This window comes from Spongiibacter marinus, from assembly GCF_016906995.1.
In the GTDB taxonomy this organism is placed as follows: domain Bacteria; phylum Pseudomonadota; class Gammaproteobacteria; order Pseudomonadales; family Spongiibacteraceae; genus Spongiibacter; species Spongiibacter marinus.
Window position 1 is genome coordinate 42709 of sequence record NZ_JAFBBD010000011.1, and the last position, 16386, is coordinate 59094.

18 protein-coding genes are annotated in these 16386 nt (G+C 57.1%); 9 read left to right on the forward strand and 9 right to left on the reverse strand.

The window, feature by feature from the left end; all coding sequences use genetic code 11:
• The first annotated feature begins 13 nt into the window (after positions 1 to 13).
• Positions 14 to 745: a 1-(5-phosphoribosyl)-5-[(5-phosphoribosylamino)methylideneamino]imidazole-4-carboxamide isomerase gene (hisA, locus tag HNR64_RS15645; RefSeq protein WP_204997349.1), complete on the forward strand. Its 732-nt coding sequence runs from the start codon at positions 14 to 16 to the stop codon at positions 743 to 745.
• A 28-nt stretch (positions 746 to 773) separates the two neighbouring features.
• Positions 774 to 1550 (forward strand): imidazole glycerol phosphate synthase subunit HisF, encoded by a 777-nt coding sequence (gene hisF / locus HNR64_RS15650; protein WP_204997404.1) that lies wholly within the window; start codon positions 774 to 776, stop codon positions 1548 to 1550.
• Positions 1551 to 1610: 60 nt separating this feature from the next.
• Here hisF and HNR64_RS15655 read toward each other — a convergent pair whose 3' ends face one another.
• Entirely contained in the window at positions 1611 to 1856 is a 246-nt protein-coding gene (locus HNR64_RS15655) for a Rho-binding antiterminator (RefSeq protein WP_204997350.1), read from the reverse strand.
• Positions 1857 to 2046: 190 nt separating this feature from the next.
• Between HNR64_RS15655 and HNR64_RS15660 the strand changes: the two genes are divergently transcribed.
• Entirely contained in the window at positions 2047 to 2763 is a 717-nt protein-coding gene (locus HNR64_RS15660) for a hypothetical protein (RefSeq protein WP_204997351.1), read from the forward strand.
• Here the strand turns inward: HNR64_RS15660 and HNR64_RS15665 are convergent.
• The 3 genes from HNR64_RS15665 to gpmM all read right to left on the reverse strand — a co-directional run bounded on the left by HNR64_RS15665 (position 2757) and on the right by gpmM (position 6932).
• Positions 2757 to 4094 (reverse strand): S41 family peptidase, encoded by a 1338-nt coding sequence (locus tag HNR64_RS15665; protein WP_204997352.1) that lies wholly within the window; start codon positions 4092 to 4094, stop codon positions 2757 to 2759. The genes HNR64_RS15660 and HNR64_RS15665 overlap by 7 nt on opposite strands.
• A 119-nt stretch (positions 4095 to 4213) precedes the next feature.
• Complete coding sequence (locus HNR64_RS15670) at positions 4214 to 5341, reverse strand: murein hydrolase activator EnvC family protein (protein ID WP_204997353.1); 1128 nt, start codon at positions 5339 to 5341, stop codon at positions 4214 to 4216.
• Positions 5342 to 5378: 37 nt separating this feature from the next.
• Positions 5379 to 6932 (reverse strand): 2,3-bisphosphoglycerate-independent phosphoglycerate mutase, encoded by a 1554-nt coding sequence (gene gpmM / locus HNR64_RS15675; RefSeq protein ID WP_204997354.1) that lies wholly within the window; start codon positions 6930 to 6932, stop codon positions 5379 to 5381.
• Between the two features lie 211 nt (positions 6933 to 7143).
• Between gpmM and HNR64_RS15680 the strand changes: the two genes are divergently transcribed.
• From HNR64_RS15680 to HNR64_RS15695, 4 genes are all read left to right on the forward strand, one after another.
• A complete protein-coding gene (locus HNR64_RS15680) occupies positions 7144 to 7560 on the forward strand; it encodes a rhodanese-like domain-containing protein (RefSeq protein WP_204997355.1) in 417 nt (138 codons plus the stop codon).
• Positions 7561 to 7566: 6 nt separating this feature from the next.
• Complete coding sequence (grxC, locus tag HNR64_RS15685; protein ID WP_027873077.1) at positions 7567 to 7824, forward strand: glutaredoxin 3; 258 nt, start codon at positions 7567 to 7569, stop codon at positions 7822 to 7824.
• Positions 7825 to 7862: 38 nt separating this feature from the next.
• Positions 7863 to 8348: a protein-export chaperone SecB gene (gene secB, locus HNR64_RS15690; RefSeq protein ID WP_204997356.1), complete on the forward strand. Its 486-nt coding sequence runs from the start codon at positions 7863 to 7865 to the stop codon at positions 8346 to 8348.
• 90 nt (positions 8349 to 8438) lie between these two features.
• Positions 8439 to 8906, forward strand: coding sequence for a tRNA (cytidine(34)-2'-O)-methyltransferase (locus HNR64_RS15695; RefSeq protein WP_204997357.1), 468 nt, complete (start codon positions 8439 to 8441; stop codon positions 8904 to 8906).
• Between the two features lie 20 nt (positions 8907 to 8926).
• Here HNR64_RS15695 and ntrC read toward each other — a convergent pair whose 3' ends face one another.
• The 4 genes from ntrC to glnA form a co-directional block, all read right to left on the reverse strand.
• Entirely contained in the window at positions 8927 to 10345 is a 1419-nt protein-coding gene (ntrC, locus tag HNR64_RS15700; protein WP_027873074.1) for a nitrogen regulation protein NR(I), read from the reverse strand.
• Positions 10342 to 11415: a nitrogen regulation protein NR(II) gene (gene glnL / locus HNR64_RS15705; protein ID WP_027873073.1), complete on the reverse strand. Its 1074-nt coding sequence runs from the start codon at positions 11413 to 11415 to the stop codon at positions 10342 to 10344. Before glnL ends, ntrC begins: the two co-directional genes overlap by 4 nt.
• A 218-nt stretch (positions 11416 to 11633) precedes the next feature.
• Positions 11634 to 12134, reverse strand: a complete 501-nt coding sequence (locus HNR64_RS15710; RefSeq protein WP_204997358.1) for a DUF4124 domain-containing protein — start codon at positions 12132 to 12134, stop codon at positions 11634 to 11636.
• Between the two features lie 117 nt (positions 12135 to 12251).
• Positions 12252 to 13658: a glutamate--ammonia ligase gene (glnA, locus tag HNR64_RS15715; RefSeq protein WP_204997359.1), complete on the reverse strand. Its 1407-nt coding sequence runs from the start codon at positions 13656 to 13658 to the stop codon at positions 12252 to 12254.
• A gap of 382 nt (positions 13659 to 14040) precedes the next feature.
• Between glnA and thiI the strand changes: the two genes are divergently transcribed.
• Together thiI and HNR64_RS15725 are read left to right on the forward strand one after the other, a co-directional pair.
• Positions 14041 to 15495 carry a tRNA uracil 4-sulfurtransferase ThiI gene (thiI, locus tag HNR64_RS15720; protein WP_204997360.1) on the forward strand — a complete coding sequence of 485 codons (1455 nt, stop codon included), beginning with the start codon at positions 14041 to 14043 and terminating at the stop codon, positions 15493 to 15495.
• Positions 15492 to 15911, forward strand: a complete 420-nt coding sequence (locus HNR64_RS15725; RefSeq protein WP_204997361.1) for an acyl-CoA thioesterase — start codon at positions 15492 to 15494, stop codon at positions 15909 to 15911. The genes thiI and HNR64_RS15725 overlap by 4 nt, the downstream gene beginning before the upstream one ends.
• A 13-nt stretch (positions 15912 to 15924) precedes the next feature.
• Here HNR64_RS15725 and HNR64_RS15730 read toward each other — a convergent pair whose 3' ends face one another.
• Entirely contained in the window at positions 15925 to 16359 is a 435-nt protein-coding gene (locus HNR64_RS15730; RefSeq protein ID WP_204997362.1) for a hypothetical protein, read from the reverse strand.
• Positions 16360 to 16386 lie beyond the last annotated feature (27 nt).

The window sequence follows — 16386 nt, forward strand, 5'->3', positions numbered from 1 at the left end:
AGGTTTTGTAATTATGTTAATGATTCCCGCAATTGATTTGAAAGACGGCCAGTGCGTGCGCCTTCGCCAAGGTGAAATGGGCGACGCCACCGTTTATGGCAGCGATCCGGTAGAAATGGCTGCCCGCTGGGTAGAGCAGGGCGCTCGCCGCCTGCATTTGGTTGACCTGAATGGCGCGTTTGACGGCAAGCCTGTAAATGGCGACGCAGTGATGGCGATCGCCAAGGCCTACCCGGATCTGCCAATACAAATTGGCGGTGGCATCCGCTCGCTCGATACCATTGAGCAATACCTGGATGCCGGTGTGAACTACGTGATTATTGGTACCAAGGCGGTGAAAGAGCCCGCCTTCGTTACCGAGGCCTGCAAAGCCTTCCCCGGTGCGGTAATTGTTGGTCTGGATGCGAAAAATGGCCTGGTGGCCACCAACGGCTGGGCGGAAGTGTCTGATATTCAGGCAACAGAGCTGGCCAAGCGCTACGAGCAAGACGGTGTGTCGTCCATCGTTTATACCGATATTGCCCGCGACGGCATGATGCAGGGCGTGAATATCGATGCCACGGTTGCCATGGCCCAGGCCTCTGGTCTGAAAGTTATTGCCTCTGGCGGGGTGACGAATATGGACGATATTCGCGCGCTGAAGGCCGTGGCCGATGCCGGGATTCTCGGTGCGATTACCGGTCGCGCGATTTATGAAGGCGAGCTGGATCTGGCAGAAGCGCAGCGCTACTGCGACGGCGAATAAGCCCCTTAACAACAAGGTAAGCACAGCAATGGCTCTGGCAAAACGCATTATTCCCTGTTTGGACGTTGATAAAGGACGCGTGGTAAAAGGCGTGAACTTTGTCGGTATTCGCGACGCGGGCGACCCGGTTGAGGTCGCCAAGCGCTACAACGAACAGGGCGCCGACGAAATCACCTTTCTCGACATCACGGCCACCCACGAGGGACGTGAGACGACCGTGCACACGGTTGAGCAGATTGCTGCCGAGGTGTTTATTCCCCTTACCGTGGGCGGCGGTATTCGCGAGATTAAAGACATTCGCACCATGCTGAATGCGGGGGCGGATAAGGTGGCGATCAACTCTGCGGCTATTCACAACCCCGACTTTGTGCGTGACGCCGCCGAGCGCTTTGGCTCGCAGTGTATTGTGGTGGCGATCGATGCCAAGCGTGTCGACGATGAGGCCGATGGCAGCCCGCGCTGGGAGATATTTACCCACGGTGGCCGCAAGCCTACCGGCATCAATGCGGTGGAGTGGGCGGCAAAAATGGTTGAGCTGGGCGCTGGCGAAATCTTGCTGACCAGTATGGATGGCGACGGCACCAAGGCCGGTTACGACCTGGCGCTCACCAGCGCGGTGGCCGACGCGGTTTCTGTGCCTGTTATTGCCTCGGGTGGTGTCGGTACCCTGGACCATCTGGTCGAAGGGGTAACCGCCGGTAAAGCCGACGCGGTGTTGGCGGCCAGTATCTTCCACTTTGGCGAGCACACAGTGCCCGAAGCCAAGGCGTATATGGCCGACAAAGGTGTTGAGGTTCGGCTGTAAGGCATTGCCAAGGCCCCCAGGCCTTTGGTTCACGGTCTTGCCGGGTGCAATGAGCGCCGCTTAGTCAAAGCAAACTGTGTCGAAATGCGGGTTCTGTACGCCTGCTTTCATGCTCGCCAGTTTATCCAGTACAACCAAGCATTCAGCGCCATCCACGCGGATGGCGATACACTCCTCGCCCTGTGCGTCGCGCCTGGTGTCTACCGCCACACCGTCTAGTACCTCTCCGGTTCGCATGGTTAAGCGCACGGGGTAGCGAAAGGTGCAGGCAATTTCTATGTAATCGTGCAGCTCGCAGCGAATCATTATCCTAAATATCCGAGAAGGAAAATCGCAGCATAACGCATCCGCGCAGGCAAATGCGCCCGAGCTGGGAGAGCGCTGCGGTTAGTTTGCGACTCGCGGTGCTGCGGCTACTTCCCAACTTTGAGTATTGCGCTATTATCTGCAGCAACGTGCGCGCCATCCGGCGGGGGCGAGCTTTGAGGAATTCATCATGCTGCGAGCGATACTCGCTATTTCGACAGTGCTGCTGGCCGCCTGTGCCAATCAGCCTTTGACCCACAACTATCAGGGTGACGTGCAGATACGTAGCCTGACGGTAGACTTTGAATCGCTCAGCGCATTGACGGAGCCAGAAGGCAAGGATCAGCGGCGCATCAACTCTTGGCAGCGCGTTTTTCAAGCCGTGGAGCGCGCTCTCGATCCGGCCGCCAGTGCTCAGCTGGATGCGCAGTTGCGCCGCTTTGAGCGCCTGATTGTTGACGGCGTGCGCGAGGTGTCAGGTGTGCCCGTGGTGGAGGCTGGGAAGTCGGAAATGGTAATGGTGTACGGTGATCACAATGAGCTGTCGGCCATTCGCTTTGAGTACCCTGTGGACGCCGGCAGAGCCTATATGAATTTGCGCGGCTATTTGTCCTATCCCTCCAGTGATATTACCCGTGCCGGCATCGGGATTGTGGAAGGACTGGTGGTGAGAGTGTCGCCGAAGCTGTCGCTGGAAGTCGAGGGGGTGAATGGTCAGGGAGAACGCTTCTGGCACACCTCTGTTAACTATAATGCGCTGCGTGAGTACATCGTGAGTGAGCGCTATGTACTAGGAGTGTCGGTGGACGGCGTCAGCGATGGCGATATTTTTCTGCTGCCTCTTGGCCAGGGCGTGATTAAGGCCCTGGCCGAGTCCCTGCGTGTTGAAGCGGAAAGCGCTCACTGAGCGTTTGGCGCCTCCAGTTTTTGCCTGGCCAAACGCTGACTATTGGCCGACATAATATGCAGGCCTTTTAGCAGGTTGAGTGCCTCGTAAAGCTGGTTATCAGTGGCAGCAAGTTCGTTGGCAGCACTGTCGACAATGCGGTTGCTGCCGTTGTTTTCTTTTCCGCTTTCGTTGCCCAGGTGCCCCGCCAGGTCAGCTTCGGTAACCATTTTTTCTGCACCCAAAGATTCAATGCGAGCACGCTCGACAATAATGTCCGGCACGATGCCCTGCGCTTGTATCGAGCGGCCGCTGGGGGTGTAGTAGCGGGCAGTGGTCAGTTTTATGGCGCTGTCCTCAGCCAGTGGCAGCACGGTTTGGACCGAGCCTTTGCCAAAGCTCTGGGTGCCCAAAATAATAGCGCGGCGGTGGTCTTGCAGTGCGCCGGCAACAATTTCCGAGGCGGAGGCCGAGCCGCCGTTTATCAGCACCACCAGAGGGGTGTCGTCGGCGTTGTTGGTGTCGCTGGCCATATAGCGACTAAAGGCGTTGGGTAGGCGCCCTTCGGTGTAGACAATAAGCCCGTCGTTTAAAAAGGTGTCGACCACTTGTACGGAAGCCTGCAGCAGGCCGCCGGGGTTGTTGCGAAGGTCCAGTACCACTCCGCGCAAGCCACTGCGGTTGGCCTTAAGTTTTGCCAGCTCGCTGCGCAGATCTTCGCCGGTGCGGCTTTGGAACTGCGAAATACGCAGATAGCCGTAGCCGGGCTGGAGCATGCGGCCGCGCACACTGGCGACGGTGATAATGTCGCGCTTCAGTTCCAGTTCTATCGGCGCTTTTACCCCCTCGCGCAGAATAGTGAGGGTGATGGGGCTGCCCTTGGGGCCGCGCATCAGTTCGATGGCCTCTTGCAGGCTAAGGCCTTTAATGGGCTGTTGGTCGATCTGGATAATCAGGTCGCCGGGCTGAATGCCCGCCCGTTGTGCCGGCGTGTTATCGATGGGGCTAACAACTTTGACAAAGCCATTTTCCATACCCACTTCGATACCCAAGCCGCCGAACTCGCCGGTGGTGTGGGTTTGAAGGTTGTCGAAGGAGTCGGAGTCCAGGTAGTCGGAGTGCGGGTCCAGGCCGCTGAGCATGCCGCGAATGGCATTTTCCAATAACGTTTCGTCGTCCACCTCTTCGACATAGCTACGGCGAATTTGGTTGAAAACGTCGGCAAAATTTCGCAGCGCCTGAAGGGGCAACTCGCCTTGCGCGCTGTGTGGCGAGGCGGGTGCCTCGGCCAGACAAAAGGGAGAGAGCAGAGCAAGGTTGAGCACGGCGGCTCGACTAAGATGACGCAGCATTATCAGCTTCCCGATACAACATGCGGCGGGGCGTCCTGCGCCCGCCGACAGAAACAAAGCACCCATTGTAGCCAGCTTTGTCGGGATTTGTCGCTACCTCTAAATGTGGGCTGCCGCGTTCAGCGGCACCAGCGGGCGGGGTCAGTAGGGCGGCCCTTGTGGCGAATCTCAAAATACAGTCCGCTGCGCCGCTGACCGCCACTGTTGCCGAGCGTGGCAATCGCCTCGCCACCGCGCACCCAGTCGCCTTCCTGGCGGAGCAGACTCTGGTTGTGAGCATAGAGGCTCATATAATCATTGCCATGGTCGACAATAATCAGTAGGCCGGCCCCACGCAGCCAGTCGGCGTAGACAACGCGGCCATTGTGGATGGTGCGCACCGGGCTGCCCTCTTCACCGGCAATTTGCACTCCCTGCCACCGTACCGCGCTGCCTTGGCGCGGCGCGCCGTAACGATTCAGCCGCTTACCGGCAACAGGCCAGGGCATGGCACCGCGCATTTGTTTGAAGGGGCGGTAGCTCGATGGAATGGCGATATCGGTAATTTCGCGCTCAATTGCCGAGAGGATGCTCTCCAGGCTCTTGCGTTGCTTGTCCAGCGAGCCAATGCTGCTCTGTTGCTGTTTCAGCTCCTGGTCGAGTTTCGCGACACTGCGCTGGCGGCGTTGCTGCTGAACTTCCAGTTGCTGGCGCTGCTGGGCCAGCTGGCGTTCTGTGGCGCTAAGTGCCTCGGTTTGCGCGCTGATTTCGGGGATCAGCGCGTTGAGGGCAGTGAGTGTTTCGCGATAGCTGTCGAGCTGTTGGCTGCGGGCGGCATTGAAATAGTCGTAGTAGGTGATCAGCCGACTGAGCGATTGAGGGTCTTCCTGATTGAGCAGCATTTTGATCTGCCGCTCTTGCCCCAAGGTGTACGCACTGCGAATTTGCTCTGCAATCAGTGCTTTTTGCTGGCTTTGGCGCTGGCGCAGGGTTTGTTGTTCGCCCTGAAGGGCGGTCAATTTGCTCTGGCGGCGGTCGCGCTCTGCGCGAGTGCTGTGCAGTTTAGCCGCGATTTTGCCGATCTCGACCTCAACCTCGCGAAGCTCCCGCGCGGCACGACTACGTTCTTTCTGGGTACTGCCAAGCTGTTTTTTCAGCGAATGAAGCTGCTGGCTGAGGTCTTTCAGCTGTTGGCGGGTGGCGGCTTCATCCTCAGCAAGGCTGGTACTGGCCAGCAGGCCAGCGAACAGCAGGACGATGAACGGCATCCCTAGATGTGCCAGTTTGCTGCTAATTCGCAATTCCTCAGTGGCTGATCAGGTTCTTGCCGGTCATTTCTTCCGGCTGAGCAATGCCCAGCAGCGCGACCATCGTCGGTGCGATATCAGCGAGGCGCCCGCCTTCGGCTGTCAGGGTTGCGGTGTCGTCGCCCACGTACACCAGCGGCACCAACTCGGTGGTGTGCTGAGTGTGTGGTTGGTCGGCGTCGTAGTCGAGCATTTGCTCACAGTTGCCGTGGTCCGCGGTAATCAAGCAGTGGCCACCGACCTCACGAACGGCATCGGTCACCTGTTTAATGCAGTCGTCCAGTGCTTCCACGGCTTTTACGGCGGCGTCGAAAACGCCGGTATGGCCCACCATATCGCCGTTGGCATAGTTGCAGATAATCGCATCGTAGCTGCCGCTGCGTATGGCCGCGACCAGCTCTTCAGTGACTTCCGGGGCGCTCATTTCCGGCTTTAAGTCGTAGGTGGCAACGTCGGGGGAGTTGATCAGCTTGCGCTCTTCACCCTGATAGAGTGCTTCGCGGCCGCCACTGAAGAAAAACGTAACGTGGGCATATTTTTCAGTTTCGGCGATCCGCAGCTGTGTCTTGCCGTGTTTCTCCAGCAGTTCACCGAGGCTGTTTTGGATATTCTCCGGCGGGTAGGCCACGGGGGCGTCGATACTGTCGGCGTATTCGGTGGTCATGACAAAGCCGGCAAGCGCCGGGCGAACCCGGCGCTCAAAGCCATCGAAATCGTTTTCCACAAACGCGCGAGTAATTTCACGAGCGCGGTCGGCACGGAAGTTCATAAAGATGACGGTATCGCCATCGGCAATGGCGGCGCTGTCCTGGCCCTCGGCTTGAATAACGCTGGCGGCGACAAATTCATCGTTTTCGTCGCGAGTATAGGCGGCGCTCAGGGCGTCTTGGCTAGTGCTGTAGCGGTGCTCGGCCTCTGCTTCGGTCAGCAGGCGATAGGCTTTTTCAACGCGGTCCCAGCGGTTGTCGCGATCCATGGCGTAGTAGCGGCCGATCATTGACGCCAGCCTGCCACAGCCGAGTTCGGCAAATTTGGCGTCGACTTTTTCCAGCGAGGCCTGGGCGCTGCGTGGCGGTGTGTCGCGGCCGTCTAGAAAGGCGTGTACATACACTTTTTTGGCGCCGCGTTGAGCGGCCATATCGATCATTGCCAGTATATGGTTTTCGTGGCTGTGGACGCCGCCCGGGGATAGCAGGCCGAAAATGTGCACGGCTTTATCAGCGGCGACCGCTTTGTCGATATTGGCTTTGTAAACGTCGTTGTCGAAGAAACTGCCATCGGCAATTTCTTTGTCAATGCGGGTAATATTTTGGTAGATGATGCGGCCTGCCCCCAGGCTCATGTGGCCGACTTCCGAATTGCCCATTTGGCCGTCTGGCAAACCAACATCCAGCCCTGAGCCTGAGATCAGGGTGTGCGGCTGGTTTTTCCACAGTGCGTCCCAATTGGGCGTATTGGCGTGGTAAATGGCGTTGTCCTGCGGTGCTTCCCGGTAGCCGAAGCCATCCAGAATAATCAGAACGACGGGTTGTTTTACCTGTGGGTCAGCCATGCGTAGAAAATCCATTCTTAAGTCGTTGAGGTCTCATCGCCGCTCGCGTGTAGCGCGGTGAAAACGAAATAAGGCATTGTAACTTTTCCTTTGGGAGGCGGCCACGCTTGGCGTGGTGAGAATTCCCGTTTAGCGGTGTATACTCTGGCCTTTTCGCGCGCCGGCCTACGGCTTTTTTGACGATGTTCACACGAGTGATTCGAGAGAATTCATGGAAAAACTGATTTTATTTATCGCTGAACAGTGGCTGCTGGTAGCTGCCCTGCTGTCGTGCCTTATGCTATTGAGCTTTCACGAGTCACGCCGAGCAGGTCGCGCGTTGACGCCACAGCAGGTGGTGAACCTCGTTAATCAAGAAAAGGCCTTGATGATCGACCTGCGCGACAAGGCTGAGTACAACAAGGGCCACATTTTAGATGCGGTGAGCCTGCCCTTTGCCAAGTTGGACAAGGAGATTGACCGCGTCGCGGGTGACAAGGAGCAGCCCTTGGTGTTGATCTGCAAATTGGGTCAGCACTCCAGTGCGGCAGGTAAAAAGCTGGCGGCGCTGGGCTACAGCAATGTGCACCGTTTAAAAGGTGGTGTTAGCGAATGGCAGGCACTGCAGATGCCGCTGGTGAAAGGCTAAGGGCTTATGGCGAAGGTCACTATTTATACCACTCGCTTTTGCCCTTTCTGTGTGCGCGCCAAGCACTTGCTTGAGCACAAACAGGTTGCCTACGACGAAGTGCCGGTAGACGGCCGCAGCGACCTGCGCCAAGAATTGTTGTCCCGTACGGGGCAGCGCACAGTGCCGCAGATATGGGTGGGTGAAACCCATGTTGGCGGTTGTGACGAGCTGTTTGCGCTGGAGCGTGGCGGCAAGCTGGATCGCCTGTTGGCAGCCAGTTAAATAACGAAAATTTACCTATCAGGAGTCGAGACCCGACAATGGCTGAACAAGAAAACGCCCAAGCACAAGACAATACGCCCAAGTTCGCATTGCAGCGCATTTACATAAAAGATGCTTCCTTTGAGTCGCCGTCCAGCCCTGTGGTGTTCACCAAAAGCTGGAAGCCGAAAATGCACGTGGACCTCAACACGCGCAGCCAGCCCGTGGGTGAAAACAGCTATGAAGTGACGCTGACGGTGACAGTGACTGCCAAGCTGGAAGAAGACGAGACCGCGTTTTTGGTTGAAGTGCAGCAGGCTGGCCTGTTTGTCGCAGAGGGCATTGAAGGTGAGGCGCTGCGCCAGCTGCTGGGCATAGCCTGTCCGAATATGCTATTCCCCTACGTGCGTGAGTCTGTTGATGCGCTGGCAGTAAAAGGCGGTTTCCCGGCGCTGGCACTGCAGCCGGTGAATTTTGAGGCGCTTTACCGCCAGGCCAAAGCGCAGGCGGATGAAAAAGCTGCCGCTGAAGAGACCACTCACTAAACTCTCTGCATATCAGCCGCGCTCCCTGCGCGGCGAGGCCGGGATGTCTGTCTCGGCCTGTTTCTTTCCTGCTGCTGTGGTGAATGCGCCATGTTCCATATTGCTTTGCACGAACCCAAGATCGCGCCGAATACCGGCAATATCATTCGCTTGGTGGCGAACAACGGCTGCCATCTGCATTTGATCGAGCCCATGGGCTTTGACTTGGAAGAGAAAAAACTGCGGCGTGCGGGCTTGGATTACAGCGACATGGCGCGGGTTAGCCGCCACGCCGACTATGCCGCGTTTTGCCAGGCGGTGGCGGGGCAACGCATTTTTGCGTTGACGACCAAGGGGCAGCGCAACTATGCCGAGGTGGCATTCCAGCCCGGCGATGTGTTGCTGTTCGGTTCTGAAACAGCGGGCCTGCCCGCTGAGATTCGCGATGAACTCGGTCCGGATCACTGCCTGCGGGTGCCCATGATGGAGGGCGCGCGCAGCTTAAATCTGTCAAATACGGTGGCTCTGGTCAGCTATGAAGCATGGCGCCAGCAGGGGTTTGCCGGCGCGCTTCGGTAGCGGTATTGCGCTAGCCAGGACTACTCGTCCTCATCGCCACCCATATCCAGTTCTTTGATTTTGCGGGTGAGGGTGTTGCGCCCCCAGCCGAGTAAGTTGGCGGCATCGCGACGTCGGCCGTGGGTGTGCTTGAGCGCCGTTTCGATCATGATTCGCTCAAACTCCGGTACCGCGCGATCCAGCAGCTTATCCCTGCCCAGTAGTAATTCTTGGTCGGCCCAGCGGCGTAAATTCTCCTGCCAGTTAGCCGCGGGCGCCGCTTCGCTGTCGCTGTGCTCCAGCAATTCGGGGGGCAGGTCATTAAGGTGAATCTCCCGCCCCGATGCCATCACCGTTAGCCAGCGGCAGGTGTTCTCCAATTGCCGAACGTTGCCGGGCCAATCGAGTTGGCTGAGGTATTCCTCGGTGTCGGGCAGCAGGCGCTTGGGCTCCACATTGAGTTCATTGCCGGCAATGGTAAAGAAGTGCTGCATCAGCTTGGGGATGTCTTCCCGGCGCTCGGCAAGTTTGGGGAGGTGGATGCGGATAACGTTTAGGCGATGAAATAAATCCTCGCGGAAGCTGTTGTCTTGCACCAGCTTTTCAAGGTTTTGGTGGGTGGCTGCGATAATGCGAACATCGACTTTCACCGGGGTATGCCCCCCCACGCGGTAGAACTCACTGTCGGCGAGTACCCGCAACAGGCGGGTTTGGGTTTCGGCGGGCATATCGCCTATTTCGTCCAGAAAAAGCGTACCGCCATCGGCCTGCTCAAAGCGTCCGCGACGCTGGGCTGTGGCGCCGGTGAAGGCCCCTTTTTCGTGGCCAAAGAGTTCCGACTCCATCAGGTCCTTGGGGATCGCAGCCATATTCAGCGCGATAAAAGGTTTGCTGGCCCTCGGGCTGTGGCGGTGGAGGGCCTGGGCGACAAGCTCTTTACCGGTACCGGATTCGCCGTTAATCAGTACCGTGATATTGGACTGGGACAAGCGGCCAATGGCGCGAAACACCTCCTGCATCGCGGGTGCTTCGCCGATAATTTCGGTGCTCTCCAGCGGCACTTCCTCGGGCAGTACCGGGCGGTTTTTATTGGCGTGTTGCAGGGCGCGCTGGGTTGTTGCCAATACCTCGTCGACGTCAAAGGGTTTGGGCAGATATTCAAAGGCGCCTCCTTGATAGGAGGCAACGGCGCTATCCAAATCTGAATGGGCCGTGGTAATAATCACCGGCAAACCGGGGTGGATGTCGCTGATGCGCGACAGCAGTTTTAAGCCATCGATACCCGGCATGCGGATGTCGCTGATAACCGCGTCGGGCACCCCCGACTCCAGCTGAGCAAGCAGGGCATCGCCATTTTCGAAACTGCGGGTTTCAATGCCGGCCTGGTTGAGGGCTTTTTCGAGTACCCAGCGAATCGATTTGTCGTCGTCGGCAATCCATACGGTGTTGCTATAGCTCATCGGTTTTGCTCCACGGGTATAAACAGCGAAAACTCCGTGCGACCGGGTTCGCTGTGGCATTCAATAAGGCCTTGGTGATGGTTGAGAATGGACTGTGAGATCGACAGTCCAAGCCCAGAGCCGTCGGCGCGGCCGCTGATCATTGGCAGGAATATCGACGGTGCCAGGTCTTCGGGTATGCCCGGGCCGTTATCGATAATGTCCACGCGGCACACCAGTCGGTGGCGGTGAGAGCCAATGGTAAATTGGCGCAGCGTTCTGCTGCGCAGGGTAATTTGTGCGCCGCCTTCAGGAGGGGATTGTTTCAGTGCCTGAAGGGCGTTGCGGACGATGTTGAGTACCGCCTGAATTAATTGCTCGCGATCGCCAATGATGTCCGGGATGCTGGGGTCGTAATCGCGGATGATGCTTAACTCCTCGCCTCCCTCAACTTCCACTAGCTGGCGCACGCGCTCCAGCACTTCATGGATATTGGTGGGCAGCTGGTTGGGCATCTTATTGGGCCCCAGCATATTGTCGACCAGGTTTCGCAGGCGGTCGGCCTCTTCGATAATGATATTGGTGTAATCGTGCAGGCGCGGGTCGTCGAGTTCGCGTGCCAGCAGCTGCGCCGCACCGCGCAAGCCGCCGAGCGGATTTTTCACTTCGTGGGCAATGCCGCGCAGCAGCGCTTTGCTGTTTTGCTGGGAAGATAGCAGGCCTTCTTCGCGACTGATGCGAAGCAGTCGATCCAGCGGCTGCAGCTCGATGATAAGAGACGTTCGCGGGTGTTCCACGATCGGCGTTACCGCATAGTCCACCGTGATCTCGTCGCCGGAGCGCAGGGTTAATACTGTTTCCCGTTTAGTGAACGCCTCGCGGTTGTTGATGGCGTCCAGCAGTTTCACGACGGTGTCTTCGTCTTCGTGAAAAAGGTGGGTGATGGCCTCGCCGTGGATGCGCTGGTCAGACACCGCCAGCAGCGACTCTGCCGCCGGGTTGATATAACTCACGGTGAGGTTGGGCTCGACCAGTAGGATCGCCGTTTTCAGGTTGTCGAGTATGTGGTGGTGCAAATTCGCTGGGGGCATGGGCTCGCCACTGTCTTCATTATGGTTCATTGCAAAGCAATAATTAGGCCAGTGCCCCGGAATGGGGGCGTTGTTATTGAGTGGGCGCTAATTGGGCGTTGTATATGGCGTGGCGCGGTGCTGCGCCGCTGGGGCTGGCCCCGCGATGGCGCGCTCGACCGCCGCTATTGTCTTAGTGTGCACCAATTTGGTGCTTTGTGTATAGCTTGGCTGGAGGGTCAGTTGTTTGGCCAGTGGGCCACGACTGAAACAGTGTCTCGACTCAGCTTTTCCCCGTTTGGGCCGAGGACTTCTGCGCTGATTTGGTGCCGGCCGCGGTTCAGGCGCTCAATGCGTGCAGAGGTGGCGCTTCCCCGGCTAAGGGTTTTGCCATTGACGGCGATGCGCAGGCTCTCGTCGCCGCGCAGGGGGCGCTCGAGTTTTACATTAACGGTGGTGGGAATGCGGCCATTGGGGAATACCTGGCCGTCGCGCGGCTGGATGATTTGTACCTTGACTGAGGCCGGTACGGGGGTGGCATGGCGGTCCAGCTTGGCCGGTGGTGGCGGCGACACAGCCGGCGTGGTGTTTACCGGGGGTAGATCGACCGGGCTGCCGCCGTCGCGGGGAGAGTCGCTGTAAACGGTGCGGCCCTGTTCGTCGGTATGACGATAGATTTCTGCATGCAGTGGGCTGCAGAGCACGCTCGCTACGCAAATAAGGCTCAGCAGACGATACATAAAAAGCCCTCGCTATCACTTTTCTGTAGTGTGCGACGAGTTGATAGGCGCGGCAAGGTTTAAAAAATGACAGGCAAAAAAAAGCCCGCCGAAGCGGGCTTTTTCGCACAAGGCGTATTAAACGCTGTAGTACATGTCGAACTCAACGGGGTGAGTTGTCATGTTCAGGCGCTCGATTTCCTCAGACTTCAGCTCGATGTAAGCATCGATCATGTCGTCGTCGAATACGCCGCCAGCGGTCAAGAAGGCGCGGTCTGCATCCAGTGCTTGCAGCGCTTGCTCCAGGCTAGACGCAACAGTCGGGATTTCAGCCGCTTCTTCTGCTGGCAGGTCGTACAGATCTTTGTCTGCCGCATCGCCAGGGTGGATCTTGTTCTGGATACCGTCAAGGCCAGCCATCAGCAGGGCCGCGAAGGCCAGGTAGGGGTTCGCAGAGGGATCTGGGAAGCGAACTTCTACGCGGCGTGCTTTCGGGTTAGTGATGAATGGAATGCGGATAGACGCTGAGCGGTTACGTGCTGAGTAAGCCAGCATAACCGGTGCTTCAAAGCCGGGAACCAGGCGCTTGTACGAGTTAGTAGAAGCGTTGGCAAAGGCGTTGATCGCGCGAGCGTGCTTGATGATACCGCCAATGTAGTACAGTGCTGTTTCAGACAGGCCGCCGTAAGCGTCGCCAGTAAACAGGTTTTGGCCGTCTTTGCTCAGTGACATGTGCACGTGCATGCCGCTACCGTTGTCGCCGACAACGGGCTTGGGCATGAAAGTAGCGGTCTTGCCGTAGGCGTGAGCGACGTTGTGTACGCAGTACTTAAGTACCTGTACTTCGTCAGCTTTTTTCACAGCAGAGTTAGGGCCAACACCGATTTCACACTGACCAGCAGTACCCACTTCGTGGTGGTGTACTTCAACTTCCAGACCCATGTCGGTCATTGCGTTACACATTGCTGCGCGCAGGTCGTGCAGGCTGTCGACGGGTGGTACGGGGAAGTAACCGCCTTTAACGCCAGGGCGGTGACCAGTGTTGCCTTCTTCGAAGCTGTTGCCAGAAACCCAGGCGGCTTCGTCAGAAGAAATCGCGTAGCTCGCGCCTTCCATTGCCACTTTCCACTTCACGTCGTCAAACACGAAGAACTCGGGCTCGGGACCAAACAGTGCGCTGTCGGCGATGCCGGCAGAGCGCATGTAGTCTTCGGCGCGCTGAGCGATAGAGCGTGGGTCACGGTTGTAGCCCTGCATAGTAGAAGGCTCAACGATGCCGCAGCGAATGATAATAGTGGGCTCGTCGGTGAAGGGGTCGAGAACAGAGGCCTCGTCGTCCGGCATGAGGATCATGTCTGACTCGTTAATGCCTTTCCAGCCTGAGATCGATGAGCCATCGAACATTTTGCCTTCTTCGAAGAAGCCCGCGTCGATTTCGCTCACCGGCATGGTGACGTGTTGTTCTTTACCTTTAGTGTCGGTGAAGCGCAGGTCCGCCCACTTCACGTCATTATCGGCGATTAACTTCAGAGTGTTCTCTGACATTCTTAACATCCTCCAATATAGAGTCTTGTAGTCGATTCGGCGTGGCCGAAAGCAGTGGCGATTATAGGTTCATTGCCGCGTGCCGCATAGCGACATCTGCATAGAACCGAAAGTAAACACGCATATGCGCTGCGGGCCGTGGCGCCGCTGTTTCTGTTCGAAATTTATAGAGCAATATGCGTGCCATATTTTTGTGCTGGTTTTTTGTTCAAAATCCGAGCGAAAAACCCACTTTGCCTGAAAACTGTGCGTTTTACCAAAAAGTGCGCACCAATATAGTGCTCTGGTGTTTCATTTTGGTGCGTTGTCGGGGTTTCTGCGGAGCTGAAGCGTTTTAAGTGAACCGCTATAATGCCCGCCCAGCTATCTCCGTGGTGCCACAATGAAGTTCATCGTAAAGCTCTTCCCTGAAATTATCATCAAGAGCAAGCCTGTTCGCAAAAAGTTCATCAAACAGTTGCGCGATAACCTGCGCAAGCTGCTGATCCCGATTGACCCTGAACTCCAGATCGTTCGTGAATGGGACCGTATCACTATTGAAACCCAGTGTCGTGCCGACGCCGATATTGCGGCGATATTGGCAGTGTTGGGCAATACCCCGGGCATTGCTCATGTCGTCGAGGTGGCAGAGTACCCCCTGGTAGATGTGCGCGATATCTATGAAAAGGTCCGGGACGCCGTTGGCGATAGCTTGCGTGGTAAAACCTTTGCGGTGCGCTGCAAGCGCACGGGTGATCACGAGTTCAATTCCAATGAGGTTGAACGCTACGTCGGTGGTGGCTTAAATCAGTATTCAGAAACGGGTGGGGTGAAGCTGAAAAACCCCGATGAAGTGGTGCGCGTCGAAGTCCGTCACAATCAGTTCTTTGTTGTCAGGCGACGCCACGAAGGGCTGGGTGGCTACCCCATCGGCACCGTCGACTCCGTTGTTAGCCTGATTTCCGGTGGCTTTGATTCCACGGTGTCCAGTTACATGACAATGAAACGGGGCATGCGCACGCATTTTTGCTTTTTCAATCTCGGTGGTCGTGAGCACGAGGTGGGGGTAAAAGAAGTCGCGCTGTACCTCTGGCAGAAGTTTGGTGCGTCGCATCGCGTGAAATTTATCAGCGTGCCATTTGAAGATGTTGTCGCCGAAATTTTGAAGAATGTTGAGAACTCACAGATGGGGGTGGTTCTCAAGCGCATGATGTTGCGCGCTGCCGAGCAGGTTGCGGCGGAGCTGGAGGCGCCAGCGCTGGTGACTGGTGAGGCGGTGTCTCAGGTGAGTAGTCAGACGCTAACCAACCTCTCTGTGATCGATCAGGTGACTGATACCCTGGTGTTGCGCCCGCTGATCACCACCGACAAGTTGGATATTATCAATACCGCGTCCAGAATTGGCACCGAGCAATTTGCCGCGAATATGCCTGAATACTGCGGTGTGATTTCTGTGAAGCCCACCACGCGCGCGCGCCCGGAGCGGATTGCTGCGGAGGAAGAGAAGTTCGATTTTTCAGTGCTTGAGCGCGCGGTTGCCAGTGCCAAATATATCAACATCGACAAATTGGCAGATGAAGAGGTCAGCCATACCGAGGTCGAGGTGCTGCCGATTCCCTTGGCTGACGCCGTGGTGCTGGATGTGCGCCACCCCGATGAAGTTGACCGCAAGCCGCTCAAGTTGGAACGCAATCGCGTGGCGTGCATGCCCTTTTATGAATTGCATAAGCGCTGCGTTGAGCTCGATCGCGACACGGTCTACCAGCTGTATTGCGACAAGGGAGTGATGAGTCGTCTGCATGCTGCACACCTGCTTGAGCAGGGGTATGACAACATTAAGGTGTATCGCCCCTCATGACTATCTACACGCAACCGCCGTTATTTGATGTCGAGATAGCGCCTCGCTGGGCCGATCAAGACAGCCTGGGGCATATCAATCACGTGCAGTACTTCTCTTATCTTGAAGAGGCGCGAGTGCACTGGCTGCGCTCCGAGGAAATGCTAGCCCTGGGCGGCTTTCGGCTTGTGATTGCGGCCATCGCTTTGAATTACCGGCAGGAGTGGCGGCACGGCCGATCGCTGCGGGCGCGCGCCTGGGTTGCGCGCGTGGGGAACAGTAGCTTTAGTTTGCGGCAAGCGCTATTTAGTGACGATGGTGAGCAGCTGGTGGCAGAGGGCGATGCCACCCTGGTACATGTGAATGAGGATCACCGGCCGGAGGCTATTTCTGCTGCTGCCAGGGTCGTACTGGCGCGGTCGCTGATCGAAAGCTAGCGCTTTTGCCGCGTCAGGGCGTAGCCAAATTGAAGTTATACAGTTTGAAGCGTTGATCTTGCAGGGTCAGCGTTGCGGTCATGATCGCGCTGCCGTTTTCGAAATAAAGCTTGCTGCTGTAACTGAGTCGCGGCGAGTCTGCAAAGAGAGATAGGGCGCCACTCAGGCGAGAAAAGCGCAACTCATCCATGCGCTGATATTGCCCTAAATGCTGGTATTGCGCGCTGAGTGCAGCCAGTTGCTTATCATTGACTTGCGCCAGTGTTTCGCGGCTGAGCTGGGCGCGCAGCGCTGCGGGCTGCCAGCTCGAAATGCTGCTCAGTGCCGTGTCTAAATAACTGCGCGCGGGCTCGCCGTACTGCTCTTCGACTTGGCTGCTGTAGTAATACAGGCCACCAAAGGCAATGAGACCAACCAAAATAAAGCTGCGGAGCAGGGTGCTGTTCACAAGTGATCCTAAATGAGGTGCTAGCGG

What these genes read in the sequence shown, in the direction of transcription:
- ntrC (WP_027873074.1), bottom strand. Translation starts at nt 10,345, where the DNA reads ATGAGCTATAGCAACACCGTATGGATTGCCGACGACGACAAATCGATT.
- HNR64_RS15710 (WP_204997358.1), bottom strand. Translation starts at nt 12,134, where the DNA reads ATGTATCGTCTGCTGAGCCTTATTTGCGTAGCGAGCGTGCTCTGCAGC.
- HNR64_RS15695 (WP_204997357.1), top strand. Translation starts at nt 8,439, where the DNA reads ATGTTCCATATTGCTTTGCACGAACCCAAGATCGCGCCGAATACCGGC.
- grxC (WP_027873077.1), top strand. Translation starts at nt 7,567, where the DNA reads ATGGCGAAGGTCACTATTTATACCACTCGCTTTTGCCCTTTCTGTGTG.
- HNR64_RS15670 (WP_204997353.1), bottom strand. Translation starts at nt 5,341, where the DNA reads ATGCCGTTCATCGTCCTGCTGTTCGCTGGCCTGCTGGCCAGTACCAGC.
- HNR64_RS15655 (WP_204997350.1), bottom strand. Translation starts at nt 1,856, where the DNA reads ATGATTCGCTGCGAGCTGCACGATTACATAGAAATTGCCTGCACCTTT.
- glnA (WP_204997359.1), bottom strand. Translation starts at nt 13,658, where the DNA reads ATGTCAGAGAACACTCTGAAGTTAATCGCCGATAATGACGTGAAGTGG.
- thiI (WP_204997360.1), top strand. Translation starts at nt 14,041, where the DNA reads ATGAAGTTCATCGTAAAGCTCTTCCCTGAAATTATCATCAAGAGCAAG.
- glnL (WP_027873073.1), bottom strand. Translation starts at nt 11,415, where the DNA reads ATGCCCCCAGCGAATTTGCACCACCACATACTCGACAACCTGAAAACG.
- secB (WP_204997356.1), top strand. Translation starts at nt 7,863, where the DNA reads ATGGCTGAACAAGAAAACGCCCAAGCACAAGACAATACGCCCAAGTTC.
- hisF (WP_204997404.1), top strand. Translation starts at nt 774, where the DNA reads ATGGCTCTGGCAAAACGCATTATTCCCTGTTTGGACGTTGATAAAGGA.
- gpmM (WP_204997354.1), bottom strand. Translation starts at nt 6,932, where the DNA reads ATGGCTGACCCACAGGTAAAACAACCCGTCGTTCTGATTATTCTGGAT.
- HNR64_RS15680 (WP_204997355.1), top strand. Translation starts at nt 7,144, where the DNA reads ATGGAAAAACTGATTTTATTTATCGCTGAACAGTGGCTGCTGGTAGCT.
- hisA (WP_204997349.1), top strand. Translation starts at nt 14, where the DNA reads ATGTTAATGATTCCCGCAATTGATTTGAAAGACGGCCAGTGCGTGCGC.
- HNR64_RS15660 (WP_204997351.1), top strand. Translation starts at nt 2,047, where the DNA reads ATGCTGCGAGCGATACTCGCTATTTCGACAGTGCTGCTGGCCGCCTGT.
- HNR64_RS15665 (WP_204997352.1), bottom strand. Translation starts at nt 4,094, where the DNA reads ATGCTGCGTCATCTTAGTCGAGCCGCCGTGCTCAACCTTGCTCTGCTC.
- HNR64_RS15725 (WP_204997361.1), top strand. Translation starts at nt 15,492, where the DNA reads ATGACTATCTACACGCAACCGCCGTTATTTGATGTCGAGATAGCGCCT.